Annotated in this window: 17 protein-coding genes; 11 read left to right on the forward strand and 6 right to left on the reverse strand. The window is 72.8% G+C overall.

Annotated elements, in window-relative coordinates; translation table 11 throughout:
- Positions 1-7: 7 nt before the first annotated feature.
- Positions 8-1,042 (forward strand): class II fructose-bisphosphate aldolase, encoded by a 1,035-nt coding sequence (gene fbaA, locus JOE68_RS16055; RefSeq protein ID WP_204843147.1) that lies wholly within the window; start codon positions 8-10, stop codon positions 1,040-1,042.
- Positions 1,043-1,114: 72 nt separating this feature from the next.
- Here the strand turns inward: fbaA and JOE68_RS16060 are convergent, their stop codons facing one another.
- Positions 1,115-2,251, reverse strand: a complete 1,137-nt coding sequence (locus JOE68_RS16060; RefSeq protein WP_204843148.1) for a hypothetical protein — start codon at positions 2,249-2,251, stop codon at positions 1,115-1,117.
- Between the two features lie 291 nt (positions 2,252-2,542).
- Here JOE68_RS16060 and JOE68_RS16065 point away from each other — a divergent pair, with 291 nt between their 5' ends.
- Together JOE68_RS16065 and JOE68_RS16070 are read left to right on the forward strand one after the other, a co-directional pair.
- Positions 2,543-2,950: a DUF3151 domain-containing protein gene (locus JOE68_RS16065; protein ID WP_204843149.1), complete on the forward strand. Its 408-nt coding sequence runs from the start codon at positions 2,543-2,545 to the stop codon at positions 2,948-2,950.
- A gap of 12 nt (positions 2,951-2,962) precedes the next feature.
- Positions 2,963-4,051, forward strand: coding sequence for an FUSC family protein (locus tag JOE68_RS16070; RefSeq protein ID WP_307819706.1), 1,089 nt, complete (start codon positions 2,963-2,965; stop codon positions 4,049-4,051).
- A gap of 697 nt (positions 4,052-4,748) precedes the next feature.
- Here JOE68_RS16070 and JOE68_RS16075 read toward each other — a convergent pair.
- The 3 genes from JOE68_RS16075 to JOE68_RS16085 form a co-directional block, all read right to left on the reverse strand.
- The gene (locus JOE68_RS16075; RefSeq protein ID WP_204843151.1) at positions 4,749-4,997 is read right to left on the reverse strand and encodes a hypothetical protein; all 249 of its coding nucleotides are present in this window, start codon (positions 4,995-4,997) and stop codon (positions 4,749-4,751) included.
- Positions 4,997-5,635: an HNH endonuclease family protein gene (locus tag JOE68_RS16080; protein WP_204843152.1), complete on the reverse strand. Its 639-nt coding sequence runs from the start codon at positions 5,633-5,635 to the stop codon at positions 4,997-4,999. The genes JOE68_RS16075 and JOE68_RS16080 overlap by 1 nt, the downstream gene beginning before the upstream one ends.
- A 107-nt stretch (positions 5,636-5,742) precedes the next feature.
- A complete protein-coding gene (locus JOE68_RS16085) occupies positions 5,743-6,420 on the reverse strand; it encodes a hypothetical protein (protein WP_204843153.1) in 678 nt (225 codons plus the stop codon).
- Between the two features lie 86 nt (positions 6,421-6,506).
- Between JOE68_RS16085 and JOE68_RS16090 the strand changes: the two genes are divergently transcribed.
- The gene (locus JOE68_RS16090; RefSeq protein ID WP_204843154.1) at positions 6,507-7,793 is read left to right on the forward strand and encodes an adenylosuccinate synthase; all 1,287 of its coding nucleotides are present in this window, start codon (positions 6,507-6,509) and stop codon (positions 7,791-7,793) included.
- Positions 7,794-7,905: 112 nt separating this feature from the next.
- On the opposite strand, the gene JOE68_RS16095 is transcribed toward JOE68_RS16090, so the two are convergent.
- Both JOE68_RS16095 and JOE68_RS16100 read right to left on the reverse strand, forming a co-directional pair.
- The gene (locus JOE68_RS16095; RefSeq protein WP_204843155.1) at positions 7,906-9,012 is read right to left on the reverse strand and encodes a glycerophosphodiester phosphodiesterase; all 1,107 of its coding nucleotides are present in this window, start codon (positions 9,010-9,012) and stop codon (positions 7,906-7,908) included.
- A 116-nt stretch (positions 9,013-9,128) separates the two neighbouring features.
- Positions 9,129-10,682 (reverse strand): Na+/H+ antiporter, encoded by a 1,554-nt coding sequence (locus tag JOE68_RS16100; RefSeq protein ID WP_204843156.1) that lies wholly within the window; start codon positions 10,680-10,682, stop codon positions 9,129-9,131.
- Positions 10,683-10,710: 28 nt separating this feature from the next.
- On the opposite strand from JOE68_RS16100, the gene JOE68_RS16105 reads away from it, so the two are divergent.
- From JOE68_RS16105 to JOE68_RS16135, 7 genes are all read left to right on the forward strand, one after another.
- Entirely contained in the window at positions 10,711-10,971 is a 261-nt protein-coding gene (locus tag JOE68_RS16105) for a UBP-type zinc finger domain-containing protein (protein WP_204843157.1), read from the forward strand.
- Positions 10,972-11,093: 122 nt separating this feature from the next.
- A complete protein-coding gene (locus JOE68_RS16110; protein WP_204843158.1) occupies positions 11,094-13,073 on the forward strand; it encodes a TRAP transporter permease in 1,980 nt (659 codons plus the stop codon).
- Positions 13,066-14,043: a TAXI family TRAP transporter solute-binding subunit gene (locus tag JOE68_RS16115; protein ID WP_204843159.1), complete on the forward strand. Its 978-nt coding sequence runs from the start codon at positions 13,066-13,068 to the stop codon at positions 14,041-14,043. The genes JOE68_RS16110 and JOE68_RS16115 overlap by 8 nt, the downstream gene beginning before the upstream one ends.
- Positions 14,044-14,071: 28 nt before the next feature.
- Positions 14,072-15,325: a phosphoribosylamine--glycine ligase gene (purD, locus tag JOE68_RS16120; RefSeq protein WP_204843160.1), complete on the forward strand. Its 1,254-nt coding sequence runs from the start codon at positions 14,072-14,074 to the stop codon at positions 15,323-15,325.
- Positions 15,326-15,330: 5 nt separating this feature from the next.
- Positions 15,331-15,933: a DUF3558 domain-containing protein gene (locus JOE68_RS16125; protein ID WP_204843161.1), complete on the forward strand. Its 603-nt coding sequence runs from the start codon at positions 15,331-15,333 to the stop codon at positions 15,931-15,933.
- A gap of 248 nt (positions 15,934-16,181) precedes the next feature.
- Positions 16,182-16,643, forward strand: coding sequence for a hypothetical protein (locus tag JOE68_RS16130; protein WP_204843162.1), 462 nt, complete (start codon positions 16,182-16,184; stop codon positions 16,641-16,643).
- A complete protein-coding gene (locus JOE68_RS16135) occupies positions 16,630-17,238 on the forward strand; it encodes a DUF3558 domain-containing protein (protein ID WP_204843163.1) in 609 nt (202 codons plus the stop codon). The genes JOE68_RS16130 and JOE68_RS16135 overlap by 14 nt, the downstream gene beginning before the upstream one ends.
- Positions 17,239-17,245: the final 7 nt, after the last annotated feature.

The following is a 17,245-nucleotide window of genomic DNA, read 5'->3' on the forward strand; positions in this document are numbered from 1 at the left end:
ACCACCGATGCCCATCGCAACCCCCGAGGTCTACGCCGAGATGCTCGACCGCGCCAAGGCGAACGAGTTCGCCTACCCCGCGATCAACGTCACCTCGTCCGAGACCCTCAACGCGGCCCTGCGCGGCTTCGCGGAGGCCGAGAGCGACGGCATCATCCAGGTCTCGACCGGCGGGGCCGAGTTCGCCTCCGGCACCAAGGTCAAGGACATGGTCACCGGCGCGGTGGCGCTGGCGGAGTTCGCGCACGTGGTCGCCGAGAAGTACCCGGTGAACATCGCGCTGCACACCGACCACTGCCCCAAGGACAAGCTGGACGGCTACGTCCGGCCGCTGGTCGCGATCAGCCAGGAGCGGGTGGACCGCGGGCAGAACCCGCTGTTCCAGTCGCACATGTGGGACGGCTCGGCCGTGCCGCTGGACGAGAACCTGAAGATCGCCGCGGAGCTGCTCGACGCCACCGCCAAGGCGCGGATCATCCTGGAGATCGAGGTCGGCGTCGTCGGCGGCGAGGAGGACGGCGTCGCCAACGAGATCAACGACAAGCTCTACACCACCCCCGAGGACTACCTGAAGACGGTGGACGCCCTCGGCACCGGTGAGAAGGGCCGCTACCTGGTGGCCGCGACCTTCGGCAACGTGCACGGCGTGTACAAGCCGGGCAACGTCAAGCTGCGCCCGGAGATCCTCAAGCAGGGCCAGGACGTGGTGGCCGAGAAGCTGGGCCTGGCGCCCGGCTCGAAGCCGTTCGACCTGGTCTTCCACGGCGGCTCCGGCTCGCTGCTGGAGGAGATCCACGAGGCGGTCTCGTACGGCGTGATCAAGATGAACATCGACACCGACACGCAGTACGCGTTCACCCGCCCGATCGTGGGCCACTTCTTCACCAACTACGACGGCGTGCTCAAGGTGGACGGCGAGGTCGGCAACAAGAAGGCTTACGACCCGCGCAGCTACCTGAAGGCGGCCGAGCAGGGCATGGCGGCCCGCATCGCGCAGGCGTGCGAGCACCTGAAGTCCTCCGGCCGGATGATCGCCGGCTGACCCCGGTCGCGTTGCGCGACGGCCCCCCTCCGCGTCCGGAGGGGGGCCGTCGTCGTACCGGGGCGGTCGGGCTCAGAGCGGGGCCGTGCCCGCCCACGGGAACCGCCCGGCCACCGGCCACCGGCGCCGCGCCACCGCGTCCCCGACCGCCCACAGCGCGGCCAGCAGGGCGAACGCCACCGCCGCGGAGGGGAAGTCGATCGGCGGGGCCGCGTCCAGCGCCTGCTGCGCCCAGATGCCCCCGTAGCCCAACCCGGTGACCGCCGCCGCGCCCAGCACCGCCGCGACCGGCGCGGGCACCCGGCCCAGGTGCGCCACGTCCACCGCCAGGCCGACCAGCACCAGGAACACCGGCACCGCCGACAGCGGGAAGTCCGCGCCCGCCAGCAGCGGCCAGATCAGGCAGCGGTAGGCCACGTACCCGGCCGCCACCGCCGTCGCCGACCACCGCCCGCCGATCGTCCGCCGCGCCACGACCAGCACCAGCGCCGCCACCACCAGCCCCCACACCGGGTAGACCCAGTCGGGGATCGGCAGCGAGAACCGCACCATCGACTCGCGGTCCACCGGCCGCCCGATCTGGTCGGCCGCGAACTGCAGCAGGATCGGCTCCGCGTACGGGTCCCCCCGGTCCCACGACGCGATCTCCAGCACGCCGTACTCCTGGTGCTGGTTGGGGAACCAGGCGTTCTCCAGGAAGAAGAACCACAGCGCCGCCAGCCCCGGCAGCCGCCACCGCGACGCCGGGAACAGCCGCAGCCACCCGCGCAGCGCGCCCGCGAGCATGATCGCCGTGCCCAGGTACAGCAGGGCGTGCGACCCGCTCCACGAGGTGATGTCCAGGCCGTTCACCCGGTGGTTGATCAGGTCGATCGGCAGCGCCACCAGGAACACCCCGGTGCCCCACTGCATCAGCCGCAGCGCGCGGCGGTCCGCGCCGTACCCGGTGTAGGTGTGGAACAGGGTGAGGCCGACCACGACCACCGTGCCGACGGTGTTGATCAGGTGCGGCGGCGCCAGCTCGTCGCGCAGCCACTTGAAGTGCCACGCGACGTCCCACGACGACCCGAGCAGCTTCAGCAGCAGGCCCAGCAGCCACAGCCGGTACAGGCCCGAGACCAGCTCGGGCGGCGTCGCCCGCCCCGGCTCGCCCCGCTCCCAGTACCGGTCGCGCCACCGCGCGACGCGCTCGCCAACCCCCGTCTTCACCCGCCCATGATGCGTCCCGGGCCGACGGCCCGGAAGGGTGCCCAGCCCTGGTCTTCCCCCGGAAAACCCCTAGGGGGAAGTGGTGACCGGGGAAAACGGCGCGGTGTCGACGCGAAAGGGTGACCAACGTTGCTCCACCGGGCGCAGCGCGGCAAGGTGCGGGCCGGAGAGTCCGCCGAGGCACCGAGGAGCGCAGCAGCATGGGCAAGAAGGTCGTCGCGGGGCTCGTCGTGTCCGTGCTGCTCCTGGCACTGGTCGCAGCCGCCGCCCGCGCCTTCCTATCCTGAGCACATGGAGAACCTGCTCGGTCCCGACCCGACGCTGCTGCCCGACCGGCCGGAGGCGCAGTCCGCCGCCGAGGCCGGCACCGACCCGGCGAAGATCGTCCGCGCCTACCCCGACTTCAGCGAAGCCTGGGCGCTGCTCGCCGAACGCGCGCTGCAGACCGGCGACCCGGTCGCCGCCTACGCCTACGCCCGCACCGGCTACCACCGCGGCCTCGACCAGCTCCGCCGCGCCGGCTGGAAGGGCTTCGGCCCCGTCCCGTGGTCCCACCGCCCCAACCAGGGCTTCCTGCGCGCGCTCGCCGCGCTGGCGCGCGCCGCCGACGGGATCGGCGAGGCCGACGAGCACGAGCGCTGCCGCAAGTTCCTCGCCGACAGCGACCCCGCCGCCCCCGCCGCGCTCGGCCTGGGCTGATCCGTGGGGGCCGTGCGCGACGAGCTGGTGCGCAGGCTGAAGCGGTGGCGCAGCACGGCCCTGCCGATCGGCCAGGCCGCGCTCGCCGCCGGCCTGTCCTGGCTCGTCGCGACCGCCGTCGTCGGCCACACCCGCCCGTTCTTCGCGCCCATCGCCGCCGTGGTGTGCCTGGGCGTGTCGCTCGGGCAGCGGCTGCGGCGGGTGGTCGAACTGGTCGTCGGCGTGGCCGTCGGCGTCGGCGTCGGCGACGTGCTCATCTCGGTGATCGGCTCCGGCACCTGGCAGATCGCGCTGGTCGTGGCCCTGGCCATGTCCACCGCGGTGCTGCTGGACGGCGGCGCCGTCATCGCCCTGCAGTCCGGCTCCTCGGCCGTGCTCGTCGCCACCCTGCTGCCGCCCAGCGCGGGCGGCGGCCTCGACCGCATGGTCGACGCCCTGGTCGGGGGGCTGGTGGGGCTCGCGGTGACGGCGCTGCTGCCGGCGAACCCGCTGACCGTGGCGCACCGGCAGGCCAAGGTCGTGTTCGGCGAGCTGACCACCGCGCTGCGCGGCGTGGCCAAGGCGGTGGAGGAGCACGACGCCGTGCGGGCCGCCGGGGTGCTCGCGCGGCTGCGCGACAGCCAGGAGGCGATGGACGAGTTCCGCAACGCGCTGCAGACCGGCGGCGAGATCGCCACCATCGCCCCGATCCGCTGGCGGCGGCGCAACGAGCTGGGGCGCTACCGGGCGACCGCCGCGCCGGTGGACTACGCGCTGCGCAACATGCGGGTGCTCGCGCGGCGGGCGCTGTCCGCGCTGCACGACGGCGAGCAGCTGCCCGACGTCCTGCCCGAGGTGCTGCGGCAGTACTCCGACGCGGTGGACCTGCTGCGCACCGAACTGGCCCGCGGCGAAGACCCCGACCAGGCCCGCGCGGCAGTCCGCGACGCCGTCCGCGCGGCCACCGCGCACCGGCTGGGAGGGGAGGGCCTGTCCCCCAAGGTGGTGCTGGCCCAGGTGCGGTCGGTGGCCGTGGACCTGCTCCAGGCCACCGGCCTGACCCGAGCGGAGGCGGCAAGCGCCCTGCCGCCCCTGATGCACAAGGGCGACTCCACCCCCTGACCCTCTCCCGCCGGCTTCCCTTCTGTTGGGTTTCTCTCCGACCGGGCAGCCTTGCGGCGGGCAACACGTCCGGGTGAAAGCAAGCCAATCCTGTACGAAAACACCGTCACCAACACTCGGTGAGATATCGAACCCGCGCGAACCACCCACCCGCCATGCCGAAAACACCGGCACCCCCACCCACAAGAACAACTTGCCCCCACCACTCCCTCCCCCACCACCTACCGACCTACCGCCCTCTGTCAACAGACCGCCCGCCGAACGACTGCCGCCCGCCGAACGACTGCCGCCGACAGCCACCAACCGCCACCGATGGCCGCCCGATGGCCGGCCATCGGGCGGCCATCAACTCGGTGACCGCCGGCCGGCAAACCGCCGAGACGATCCCGACCGCGGGAAAGACCCCGCTGGAAAGCCCGACCGCAGGACAGGCGCCGCTGGAAGCCAGACCCGCAGGACAGGTACCGCTGGATGGACAGGTGACGGGACGGGTGCCGCTGCAAGGACAGACCACGGGACGGGTGCCGCTGCAGGACAAGTGCCGCTGGAAGGGCGGACCACAGGCGGAACCAGCCCTCGCTGGGTCGCTGGATCACTGGGACAGGCTGCCGCTGTGCCGCTATCACTGGGACAGGCAGCCGCTGCTGCCGCTGAAGGTGGGCCACCGGAACGGGCCTTGCCGGTGGTCGGGGTGGTGCTAGCCCGTCGGGCGGTGGAGTACGCCGAGGAGCACTTGGTGCACCGCGGCGTGGTCGCGGGGGTCTGCGACTCGGCAGGCGGCGCCGGTGACGGCGTACCACTCGTCCGCGCCCTCGTAGCGCACCTTCGCCCGCAGCACGCCGTCGGCCAGCGTGGTGCGCAGTTCCAGGTCGCCGGTCACGACGCCGACCTCGTCGGTCATCACGCCACCCGGTCCGGCTACGAGGGGGGACGAGTAGTCGGCCATCAGCACCTTCCGAGCATCGACTGCAGCGCGGACTTCTCGGTCGAGTTCACCTTGAGGCCCCACCGGTACTTCGTGTGTACCCACATCTTGGCGTAGGTGCACCAGTAGGAGGTCAGCGGCGGCTTCCACAGCGCCGGGTCCTGGTCGCCCTTCGCCTGGTTGACGTTGTCGGTCACGGCGATCAGCTGCGGGCCGCTGAGGTCGTTGGCGAAGGACTGGCGGCGGGAGGTGGTCCACGACGACGCGCCGGACCGCCACGCCTCGGCCAGCGGCACGACGTGGTCGATGTCCACGTCGGACGCGGCGCCCCAGGTCGCGCCGTCGTACGGGCTGTACCAGCGGCCCGAGGTGGCGGCGCAGCTGGAGTCCGTCACGACGGACGTGCCGTCGCGCTTGAGCACCGTCTCGCGGGTGTTGCAGGCCCCGGAGACGGTGCTCCAGTGCGGGAACTGCTCGCGCGAGTAGCCCGCCATCGAGCCCTCCGCCGCGACGGTCAGCGCCGCCAGCTCGGAGTTCGCCGTGGCGGCGCTGGGGATGCCGGGCGGCGTGGCCGCGGCGGGGGCGGTCAGGCCGAGGGTGAGCGCACCAGCCAGGAGCAGGGGGATCGAAAAACGCGCGGCTTTGTTGACCGTTGTCATGATTTCGACCTTCCTAGTTGGAAGCTGTCGGAATCACCTTGGGTCAATTTTCCTGCCCGCTCAACACCTCCGGGTGACGCTCGTGTGGATTGTGGATAAACGATTCGTCACTGCAATCCGCGCACCAGCCGGAAATCCTCCGTGTGGCGGTACCACGTCCACTTGCCCATCGGACGGGGGTGGGCGACACCGTCCAGCGTCACCTGGACGGGCAGGCAGCCGAGTTGGAACGCGCGCCCCTCCGTCGTCTTCACCTTTCGCGTCAGGAGTCGTTTGTGAATAACGCTCACCAAAAGCCCCAACCCCCGCTCCGGGTCGGGCGTCACCTCGATCCGACTGGCCTGACCGCGCAGCACGACCGTGTCGTCCGCGTACCCGACGCCGCGCACCGGCCCGAGCGAACCCAGCCCGACCAGCACGCCCCCCACGTCGTCCCGCACGAGCGGCACCCGGTCGGGGTCACCCGACAGGGCGAGGTCGAGGGCGCGGCCCCGGTCCGTCGGCAGGCCCCAGATCCGGGCCACCTCCGAACCCGCCTCGGCCGGCACGTACCCGACCGCCACCTCGGCCAGCCGCTCGGTCCGCAGCAGCCGCAGCACCACCGCGTTCAGGTCGGAGTCGGCGCCGTGGACGATGAGACGTCGGTCACCCAGTTCCGCCAGGACCGGGTCCACCTCGGCCTTCCCCGGTCGCGAGGGCACCGGCCGCACCTCGAACCGGTCACCGTCAGTGATCACCGGCGACTGCGGGTTTCCGCAGGCCAACACGATTCCGCGCACTCTCATCTCCTGGTCTACCCTCAACCACCGGCAAGTGACGGCTGCGCCGTCGTAGGCTCCGCTCTTACCCGTCGAACCGCTTGGAGTTTCACATGCCGGCCGTAGTGCTGATCGGCGCCCAGTGGGGCGACGAGGGCAAGGGCAAGGCCACCGACCTGCTCGGTGAGCGCGTCCAGTGGGTGGTCCGCTACCAGGGTGGCAACAACGCCGGGCACACCGTCGTGCTGCCCGACGGGCAGAAGTTCGCCCTGCACCTGATCCCCTCGGGCATCCTCACCCCCGGCGTCACCAGCGTCATCGGCAACGGCGTCGTGGTGGACCCCGGCGTGCTGCTGGAGGAGCTGGCCGGCCTGGAGGAGCAGGGCGTGGACACGTCCAGCCTGCTCATCTCGGCCGACGCGCACCTGATCATGCCCTACCACGTGGCGATGGATAAGGTCACCGAGCGGTACCTCGGCAAGGCCAAGATCGGCACCACCGGCCGCGGCATCGGGCCGTGCTACCAGGACAAGATCGCCCGCGTCGGCGTGCGCGCGCAGGACGTGCTGGACGAGAAGATCCTGCGGCAGAAGGTCGAAGCCGCCCTGGACTACAAGAACCAGGTGCTGGTCAAGGTCTACAACCGCAAGGCGCTCGACCCCGAGCAGGTCGTCGACAGCGTGCTGGAGCACGGCGCGAAGTTCGCCTCCCGCATCGCCGACACGCGGCTGCTGCTCAACCAGGCGCTGGAGCGCGGCGAGACCGTGCTGCTGGAGGGCTCGCAGGGCACCCTGCTGGACGTCGACCACGGCACCTACCCGTTCGTCACCTCGTCCAACCCGACCTCCGGCGGCGCCAGCGCGGGCTCGGGCATCGGGCCGACCCGGATCACCACCGTGATCGGCATCCTCAAGGCTTACACCACGCGCGTGGGCTCCGGTCCGTTCCCGACCGAGCTGAACGACGACATGGGCGAGCACCTGCGCAAGACCGGCGGCGAGTTCGGCGTCACCACCGGGCGCTCCCGGCGCACCGGCTGGTTCGACGCGGTGATCGCGCGGTACGCGTCGCGGGTCAACGGCATCACCGACTACTTCCTGACCAAGCTGGACGTGCTGTCGGGCCTGGAGAAGGTGCCGGTGTGCGTCGGGTACACGGTCGACGGCGAGCGCGTCGACGAGATGCCGATGACGCAGACCGACGTGCACCACGCCGTCCCGGTGTACGAGGAGCTGCCGGGCTGGTTCGAGGACGTCAGCCACTGCCGGGCGTTCGAGGAGCTGCCCGCGAACGCCCGCTCGTACGTGGAGCACCTGGAGTCCATCTCCGGCGCGCGGATCTCGGCGATCGGCGTCGGCCCCGGCCGCGACCAGACCATCGTCCGGCACGACATCATCTGACCCGACCGCGGGGAGCGCCCCCGGCCCCGGGATCACCGGGACCGGGGGCGCTCCCACCACCGGGGTCGCGATCGCGCTCCCCGGCGGCCGACCGCTCGGCGCGGCCGACCGCTCAGCGCGTCGGGCGCGCCTCCGCGGCGGTGTCGGGGTTGTCGGCGAACACGCCGTCCAGCCCGGTGGCGTAGAACCTGGCGTACTCGTCGAAGGCCCGGCCGTACGCGGCCGGGTCGGCCGAGGTGCGGAAGTCCGCCGGCAGGAACGCGTTCTCGTTGCGGAACGTCCAGGCGTGCACGACCAGGCCGCGCGCGTGCGCGTCCCGCACCAGGCCGGTCGGGGCCTGGAGGAAGCCGTTGGCGTCGCGCGGGATGACGCGGTCCTTGGCCGCGCCGACACCGGCGGCGTAGGTGCGGATCTCGCGCAGCCCCTCCGGCGTCACCAGGTCGTCGTAGGTGCGCTTGTCGCTGGCCTTGACGAAGTCGTACGGCGCGCCGGAGGAGTTCACCAGCTGCACCAGGGGCACCCGCAGCCGCTTCTTGAGCGCCTTGAGGTTGGCCACCTCGAACGACTGCACGTACACCTTGGCGCCGGGCCGGTTCAGGCGGTTGCGCTCGAGCACGTCGACCAGCCGGGGCTCCAGGGCCAGGCCGATGTCCTGGAAGTAGGTGGGGTGCTTGGTCTCCGGGTAGATGCCGATCTCCCGGCCCAGCTCGCGGGACAGCCGGCGGGAGAGGTCGACGACCTCCTGGAGGGTGGGCACCTCGTAGCGGCCGTCGTAGAGGGTGTTGCGCGGCCGGACGTCCGGGATGCGCTCCTCGGCGCGCAACGTCTTCAGCTCGGCGAGCGTGAAGTCCTCGGTGAACCAGCCGGTGACGGTCGCGCCGTCGACCACCTTGGTGGTCCTGCGCCCCGCGAACTCGGGCTTGGTGGCGACGTCGGTCGTGCCGCCGATCTCGTTCTCGTGCCGGGCGACCAACTGTCCGTCCTTCGTGGACACCAGGTCGGGCTCGACGTAGTCCGCGCCCATGCGCGCCGCCAGCTCGTACGCGGCGAGCGTGTGCTCGGGCCGGTAGCCCGACGCGCCCCGGTGGCCGATGACGACCGGGCCCCTCGGCCGGTGCGCGGCGGCGGCCTCGTCCCGCGCCGCCGCCGACGGCACGGTCACCGCCCCGGCCACCGCGAGCGCCGCCAGCGCCGCTCCGACGATCCTCGTCCGCACCATCGCCGACCTCCCTGTTCCGCGAACCAGACGCGCCGCAGCCTCGTTGCGCCCCGCGACCACCGGGTCACGGGCGGGTGAAGTGCGGGCCATGGCGCGGTGAACGGGTGGTGGGGCGGTCACTCCCGGGACAGCGCCGCCTCCTCCAGGTCGAGTTCCCGCAGGACCCGGAACAGCACCTCGTCGTCGATGCGGCCCTCGTCGCGCGCCTCGACGAACACCCGGCGCTCGGCCTCCAGCATGGTGCGCCGCAGCCTGCGGTAGGACGCGGCGGGGCTCTCGGCGCCCTGGCGGCCCAGGCGCTCCCAGGCGGCGTTGCCGCGGTGCTCGGCCAGGGCGCGCAGGCGTTCCACGACGTGCTCGGGCGTCGGGTCGCCGCGGCCGACCACCTCGTCCAGCCGGTCGACCGCGGCCCGCGCGGCGGCGTGCTGCACCTGCGCCTCGGCCAGGGCGTCCCCCCGCGCCTCGTCGCCCCTGACGCCGAGCCTGCCGATCAGCCAGGGCAGCGTCAGGCCCTGCAGGAGCAGGGTGCCGACGGTGACGGCGAACGCGCAGAACACGATCACGTCCCGGCCGGGCAGGTCCAGCGGGAGCGCGCTGGCGGCGGCCAGCGAGACCACGCCGCGCATCCCGGCCCACGACAGCACGGTGACGCCCCGCCGGCCGGGCGCCGGCTCCCGCTCCCGGACTCGCCGGGACAGCAGGCGCGGGAGGTAGGCCGCCGGGTACATCCACGCGAACCGGATCGCGATCGTGGCCGCGAGCACCGCGAGGGCCGCCACGACGAGGTCGCCGGAGACCTCCGCGTCGAGCACGATGCTCCTCAGCTGCAGGCCGATGAGGGCGAACACGAAGGACTCCAGCAGGACGTCCACCGACCGCCACACCGCCGTGTCCTGCAGGCGGGTGTAGTAGGAGCTGTCCGGGGCGTGGTGGCCGATGTAGAGGCCGGCGACCACCACCGCCAGGACGCCCGAGGAGCCCAGTTCCTCGGCGAACAGGTAGGCGCCGAACGGCACCAGCATCCCGAGCGCGCTCTCCACCACGCCGTCGTCCAGGCGGACGCGGACCCACCGCACGGCGACCCCGATGGCCAGGCCGACGGCGACGCCGCCACCGGCGCCGACGGCGAACGTCCGCACGCCGTCGACCCAGGAGGCCGTGACGCCGAGGGTGGCCGCGATGGCGACCTTGTAGACCGTGAGGGCCGTCGCGTCGTTGATCAGGCTCTCGCCGGTGAGCAGGGTCATCGTGCGGCGGGGCAGGTCGAGCCGCCGGCCGATGGCCACCGCGGCGACCGCGTCCGGCGGCGCCACCACCGCGCCCAGCACCAGGGCGGCCGGGATCGACAGGCCGGGCAGCACGAGGTGGGCGACCCAGCCCACGCCGACCGTGGTCGCGATGACCAGCCCGACCGCGAGCAACCCGATCGGGCGAAGGTTGGCCCGGATGTTGTGGTAGGAGCTGTCCAGCGCCGCCGAGTAGAGCAGCGGCGGCAGGACCAGCACCAGGACCAGTTCCGGCTCCAGCGCGAACTCCGGCAGGCCGGGCAGGAAGCTGACCGCGAGGCCGGTCGCGACCAGGACGAGCGGCGCCGGGGCGGACAGCCGCCTCGCGACGGCGGTGACCAGCAGGGCGCCGACGAGCAGCAGCAGCAGTTCCGGTCCGTGCATGGCCCAATCCTGCGTGATGATGGCGGGTATGACCTGTCCTCACGTCGCCGACCTGCCCGGGTCGGTCACCCCGGACGCCACCGGGGGGTGCGCCGACTGCCTGGCCCTCGGCGAGCGCACCTGGGCGCACCTGCGGCTGTGCCTGGTCTGCGGGCACGTGGCCTGCTGCGACTCCAGCCCCCGCCGGCACGCGACCGCGCACTTCCACGCCTCCGGGCACCCGGTGGTGCGCTCGTTCGAGCCCGGTGAGCGGTGGCGGTGGTGCTACGCGGACGGCCGGGTCGTCTGACGGCCGGGTCGTCTGAGGCCCCGCGTTCTTTACAGTCCCTTTGGACGATCGGTCTGTGGCTGTGACCGACCGCACAAGTAGCTTCGGTCGCGCAGGTTCCGAGCGCGGCGCGGGGGGTGCGCGTGTCGATCACACCGCAGGCGGGGGTCGCCGGACTGATCGCCGAGCACGACGGGGAACGCCCGTCGCGGGCCCTGTCCCGGCGGTGGGACCTGGGGGTCCGGGCGGCCGCGCTGGCGATCGCGCTGCTGGTGCTCGAGCAGGTGTTCCGGCCGTTCGCCCAGGGCGGGCAGTTCTACCTGGTGGTGTTCCTGGCCGCGACGCTGCCGCTGGTGTTCCTGGCCTACCGGGGGCGCCGGGGCGGCCGGGAGGACCCCGGCCCGCTGGACCGGGCCCTGGCCGCCGCCGCCCTCGTCGTGGCGGCCTACCCGCTGCTCGGCGGGTTCGACGCCTTCCTGGACCGCCAGGGGCAGCTCACCGACCTGGACGTGGCGGCGGGCGCGGTCCTGCTGCTGCTGGTCCTGGAGGCGTGCCGGCGGACGACCGGGTGGGTGCTGCCGGTGGTGTGCCTGGCGTTCATCGCGTTCGCCTACTACGGCGGGTACCTGCCGCCCTCCTGGGCGGTGTCCCACGCCGGTGTGGACTTCGGGCAGATCATCAACGGGCTGTACAACGACGCCACCGGGTTCTACGGGACGCCGCTGGACGTGGCCGCCACCTACATCGTGCTGTTCGCGATCTACGGCGCGGTGCTCAACGCGTCCGGGGCCGGGGCGTTCTTCGTGGACATCAGCTTCTCGGCGTTCCGCAGGTCGCGGACCGCGCCGGGGCGCACCGCGGCCGCGGCCGGGTTCCTGCTGGGCACGGTGTCCGGGTCGGGGACCGCCACGACGGTGTCGCTGGGCGCGGTGACGTGGCCGGTGCTGCGCCGGGCCGGCTACCCCCGGGAGAGCGCGGGCGGGCTGCTGGCCGCGTCGGGCATCGGGGCGATCCTGTCCCCGCCCACGCTGGGCGCGGCGGCGTTCATCATCGCCGAGTACCTGGAGACCTCCTACCTGCAGGTGCTGGTCTGGGCGGTCCTGCCCACCCTGCTGTACTACCTGGGGATCGCGCTGGCCGTCGAGATCGACGCGCGCCGCTTCGGCGCGAAACCGGTCGACGTCGACGTGCCGGGCGCCTGGGCGCTGCTCAAGCGCGGCGGGTACCACTTCCTGTCGCTGGGCGTGATCATCGCCTTCCTCGCGCTGGACGTCCCGGTGTACTCGGCGGTGGTGTACGCGACCGGCGTCGCCGCGGTGTTCGCGCTCGTGGCGCGGCGGGGCGACGTGCGGGGCTGGGCGCGGGCGATGGCGGACTCGCTGGCGCTGGGCGTGCGCGGCGCGCTGCCCGTGGTCGCCGTGTGCGCGGCGGCCGGGGTGATCACCTCCACGATCACCAAGACCGGGCTGGGCCAGGAGCTGGCCTCGGCGCTGGTCGACCTGGCCGGGCTGCTGACCTCCGACCCGACCGCCGTGCTGGTCGTGACCGCGGTGCTGGCGGCGGTCGCGGTGAGCCTGCTCGGGCTGGCCGTGCCGGTCACCGCGTCGTTCATCATCTCGTGGGTCGTGATCGGGCCCGCGCTGTTCGAGCTCGGCGTGGCGCGCGAAGAGGCCGCGATGTTCATCTTCTACTACGCGGTGCTGTCCGAGGTGACGCCGCCGACCGCGCTCGCCGCCGTGGCCGCCGCGGCCATCACCGGCGGCGACGTGGTGAAGACGATGTGGCGGACCTGGAAGTACACGCTGCCCGCGTTCCTCGTGCCGCTGGCGTTCGTGCTCACCGACAACGGCGCCGCCCTGCTGCTGCGGTCGTCGCCGGTCGACTCGGCGTGGGTGTTCGCGGTCTCGGCCGTGGGGGTGGCGGCGCTCGCCGCGCTCACCGGCGGCTGGCTGCTCGGCCCCGCGCGGTGGCCGGAGCGGGTCCTGTGCCTGCCCGCGGCCGTCGCCCTGCTCTACCTGCAACCGGTCACCGTCGCCGTCGGCCTCGGGTTCCTGCTGGCGGCGGTGGCCGTGCACGTGCTCGTGCCCAGGTTCGTCCCACGGGGAGAGGAACGAGATGCGTAGCTGGAAGGTCCCTGCCGCCGTGCTGGCGGTCGTGCTGGTCGCGGCCGGGTGCGGCGGGAAGCGGGACGCGGCCGGGAGCACCTCCGGCGCGGCCTGCGAGGCCGGCGAGGGCCGGATCACCATAGCCACCGGCAACTCCGGCGGCGTCTACTACGTCGTCGGCGGCGGGCTGGCCAAGCTGATCAGCGAGCACACCGCGCTCAAGGCGACCGCCGCCGAGACCGGCGCGTCCGTGCAGAACGTCCAGCAGCTGGTCGCCGGCGACTACGACGTGGCGTTCTCGCTGGCCGACACGGCGGCGGACGCGGTGAACGGCGAGGGCGCGTTCGAGGGCGCCCCGCAGCGGGTGCGGGCGCTGGCCCGGCTGTACCCGAACCACACGCAGGTGCTGGTGCGCAAGTCCAGCGGCATCAGGTCGATCGCCGACATGCGGGGCAAGCGCATCTCCACCGGGTCGCCCAAGTCGGGCACCGAGGTCATCGCGCACCGGCTGCTCGCCGCCGCCGGGCTCGACCCGGAGCGGGACGTGCAGGCGCAGCGGCTGGACCTGGCCAAGACCGCCGACGGCATGAAGGACGGCAGCCTGGACGGCCTGGTGTGGTCCGGCGGCCTGCCCACGGCGCAGATCACCGACCTCACCACGTCGCTGGGCGACCAGGTGGAGTTCCTGGACGTCACGCCGCAGCTGCCGAAGCTGAAGGAGGTCAACCGGGTCTACGACGAGGGCGTGATCCCGGCCGCCGCCTACGGGCAGCCGGCCGACGTGCCGACCGTCGTCGTGCCCAACGTCCTGCTGGTCGCGGAGAGCTTCCCGGCGGGCGACGCGTGCGCCGTCACCAGGCTGCTGTTCGACCGGAAGGACGAGCTGGAGAAGATCCACCCGGCCGCGCGGGACATCGTCGAGGAGCAGGGCGCGCTGACCGACCCGGTGCCGCTGCACCCCGGTTCGCTGGACGCGTTCGGCAACTGACCGGAGGGGTCCTCTAGGCTTCCCCACCGTGCGTGTCCTGGTCATCGGGTCTGGCGCCCGTGAACATGCCCTTGTCCTCGCGTTGTCGCGCGACCCCTCGGTGATCGCCCTGGCCTGCGCACCCGGCAACGCCGGCGTGGCGGGCCTGGCGGAGGTCTACGGGGTCGACGCGGGCGACCCGGCCGCGGTCGTCGCGCTGGCCAAGGAGTGGAACGCCGACCTCGTCGTCGTCGGGCCGGAGCAGCCGCTGGTGGCGGGCGCGGCGGACGCCGTGCGCGCGGCCGGCGTCCCCTGCTTCGGCCCGTCCGCCGCGGCGGCCCGCATCGAGGGCTCCAAGGCGTTCGCGAAGGACGTCATGACCGCCGCGGGCGTGCCGACGGCCACCTCGGAGGTCGTGGACAACCCGGCCCGCCTGGACGCGGCGCTGACCCGCTTCGGGCCCCGGTGGGTCGTGAAGGACGACGGGCTGGCGGCGGGCAAGGGCGTCGTCGTCACCGCCGACCGCGCCGTGGCGCGCTCCCACGCGATGACCCTGCTCGACCACGGCCACCCGGTGCTGCTGGAGTCGTTCCTGGACGGGCCCGAGGTGTCGCTGTTCTGCCTGGTGGACGGCTCGGTGGTGGTGCCGCTGCTGCCCGCGCAGGACTTCAAGCGGGTGGGTGACAACGACACGGGCCCGAACACGGGCGGCATGGGCGCCTACGCGCCGCTGCCGTGGGCGCCGGCCGACCTGGTTCCCACGATCGTGTCGACGTGCGTGCAGCCGGTGGTGGACGAGCTGGCCGCGCGCGGGACGCCGTTCACCGGCCTGCTGTACGCGGGGCTGGCGCTGACGTCCTCGGGGCCGCAGGTCATCGAGTTCAACTGCCGGTTCGGCGACCCGGAGACGCAGGCGGTCCTCGCGCTGCTGCGCACGCCCCTGGCGGGGCTGCTGCTGGCGGCGGCGACCGGCGGGCTGGGCGCGGTCGAGCCGCTGGACTGGTCCGACGGCTACGCGGTGACGGTCGTCGTGGCCGCCGAGGGCTACCCGGGCCGCCCCCGCACGGGTGACGTCGTGACCGGTGGTGACGCCGAGGGGGTGCTGCACGCGGGCACCCGGCGGCGCGAGGACGGCGCCGTGGTGTCCACCGGCGGCCGGGTCCTGGCCGTGGTCGGCACGGGCGCGACGCTGACCGAGGCGCGCGCCGAGGCGTACCGGCGGGTCGGGTCGGTCCACCTGACCGGTTCCCACCACCGCACCGACATCGCGCTGCGCGCGGCGGACGGCGAGGTCGTGATCTGAGCCGGGTGACCCGCCGAGCCCCGCGCGTCCTCGCGCCCGTGCTGGTGGTCGGCGCGGTGCTGGCTTCGTGCACCGACAAGGAGAGCGGGACGGCCGGCCCGGCGACCACCACCGCGCCCGACACCGCGACCACCACCACGCCCGCCGGCCGGTCGGCGGAAGCCCGGCGTCCGCGCGAGTTGAAGGTCGACGGCGTCGATCCGTGCAAGCTGCTCACGGCGGAGCAGATGGCGCGGTTGGGGGTCACCAGGTCGAGCCGCAACGACAGCGACATCGTCAAGACCGGTGACGTGCCGACCTGCGAGTTCCGCGGTGACCTGAGCACCAACTACGGCGTCGCGGTCATCGCCGGCAAGGGCGTCGACTACTGGACGGGCAAGGGCAACACCGACGTGAGCGAGGTGCGGGTCGCCGGGTTCGCCGCCAAGCAGATCAGCCTTAGCGGCGTCGAGGCGGACTGCGCGATCGCGGTCGACGTCGCCGATGGCCAGCAGCTCTACGTCGACTACATCCCGGTCGGCAGCAGGAGACCGGCGAAGGACGAGATGTGCCGGAACGTGGTCCTGGGCGCCGAACTCGCGCTCACGACGTTGCAGGACCCGGGATGAGGCGCTGAGACCCGCGGCGGGAGGCCGAGGTCCGGCCCGTTTCGGGTGAATGTCCTCAGAGGACGGTCGTCGGACGTCCCGACATCGGGTGATCCGCTCTCCGGCGGGTGATCGGGATCACCCGCGCTTACGACATCCGTGCGAGGCCGGAACCGCTCCGGGCTCGAGTTCGTCCAACCTCAGACCCGGCTCACGCGGTCGTTGGTAGCCTGCGAACCGGGACCAATCCGTTACCGACCGTACGGGGGATGGGCGTCGTGGCAGAGGAGAACGGCCTACTGGGAGCCGTCGCCGGCGTGGGCGGGGCCATCGGGCGTGCGGTCGGCGACATGTTCGCGGCGGAGAAGCGCCTGCAGGAGACGACGGCGTCGGGGCCGGGAACGGGCCGGAAGTTCGCCGTCACCAAGGAGACGGTCCTCCAAGCCGCCAAGATCATCCAGGACCAGGCGGACGACCTCCGGAGGTCGTACGGGGACGCGCTGACCGGGATGCGCATCGCCCTCGACGGCCTGGACGAGGTGAACCAGGACATCGCCGCGGCCTGGAACGAGCGCCTGCTGGACCACCCGGACTCCTACGCCGAGCGCGTCGTGGCGTACGTCGACAGCCTGACGGGGCTGGCTTCGCAGCTGCGCGCGGCAGCCCACCAGTACGGGTTCACCGACGGTGAGATCGAGGCTGCGTTGGGAGCGGTCGGTGCGTCCAGTTAAGTCCGCGGCGGTCGCCTGCGCCGCGTTCGCCGTGCTCGTCGGCTGCTCGAGCGGGGAGAAGGGCAACCCCACCCCGGACCCCTCCGCGGTCGGTGCGTCGGAGAGCGGCGCCACCGAGACCGCGGCGCCTTCCCCGCAGCGCCCGAAGGAGATCAAGCTCGAGGGTGTCGACCCCTGCTCCCTGGTGTCGAAGGAGCAGCGGGAGCAGTGGGGCGCGCCCAGGGTCGAGAACCGGCCCACCGAAGTGGTCAAGGGGGCGGGGGCGTCCCCCTCCTGCAGCTTCGTGACGGGCGCGGGAGTGCAGCCCTCGTTCTCCTACAACCTGTCGCTGATCACGGGCAAGGGCGTCGAGTACTGGACTTCGACGGGCAACCTCGACGTGGCCGAGAAGGAGGTCGGGGGCTACCCGGCCAAGCAGGTCAACTTCAAGGGCACGAGCAAGACCGACTGCTTCGTGGCGGTCGACGTGGCGGACGGCCAGCAGTTGTACGTGCAGTTCCTCCCGATCAGCCGGATCTTCAGCCAGGACCAGATGTGCCAGAACGCCGCGAAGGGCGCCGAAACGGCGCTCGCGACCTTGCAGACCTTGAAGTGAGGGGGGA

The sequence above is a fragment of the Saccharothrix algeriensis genome (assembly GCF_016907655.1).
GTDB lineage: Bacteria > Actinomycetota > Actinomycetes > Mycobacteriales > Pseudonocardiaceae > Actinosynnema > Actinosynnema algeriense.

Excerpts from the sequence above, each read along its gene's own strand:
- fbaA (WP_204843147.1), top strand. The coding sequence starts at position 8 with ATGCCCATCGCAACCCCCGAGGTCTACGCCGAGATGCTCGACCGCGCC.
- JOE68_RS16065 (WP_204843149.1), top strand. The coding sequence starts at position 2,543 with ATGGAGAACCTGCTCGGTCCCGACCCGACGCTGCTGCCCGACCGGCCG.
- JOE68_RS16075 (WP_204843151.1), bottom strand. The coding sequence starts at position 4,997 with ATGGCCGACTACTCGTCCCCCCTCGTAGCCGGACCGGGTGGCGTGATG.
- JOE68_RS16080 (WP_204843152.1), bottom strand. The coding sequence starts at position 5,635 with ATGACAACGGTCAACAAAGCCGCGCGTTTTTCGATCCCCCTGCTCCTG.
- JOE68_RS16085 (WP_204843153.1), bottom strand. The coding sequence starts at position 6,420 with ATGAGAGTGCGCGGAATCGTGTTGGCCTGCGGAAACCCGCAGTCGCCG.
- JOE68_RS16090 (WP_204843154.1), top strand. The coding sequence starts at position 6,507 with ATGCCGGCCGTAGTGCTGATCGGCGCCCAGTGGGGCGACGAGGGCAAG.
- JOE68_RS16095 (WP_204843155.1), bottom strand. The coding sequence starts at position 9,012 with ATGGTGCGGACGAGGATCGTCGGAGCGGCGCTGGCGGCGCTCGCGGTG.
- JOE68_RS16100 (WP_204843156.1), bottom strand. The coding sequence starts at position 10,682 with ATGCACGGACCGGAACTGCTGCTGCTGCTCGTCGGCGCCCTGCTGGTC.
- JOE68_RS16105 (WP_204843157.1), top strand. The coding sequence starts at position 10,711 with ATGACCTGTCCTCACGTCGCCGACCTGCCCGGGTCGGTCACCCCGGAC.
- JOE68_RS16115 (WP_204843159.1), top strand. The coding sequence starts at position 13,066 with ATGCGTAGCTGGAAGGTCCCTGCCGCCGTGCTGGCGGTCGTGCTGGTC.
- JOE68_RS16130 (WP_204843162.1), top strand. The coding sequence starts at position 16,182 with ATGGGCGTCGTGGCAGAGGAGAACGGCCTACTGGGAGCCGTCGCCGGC.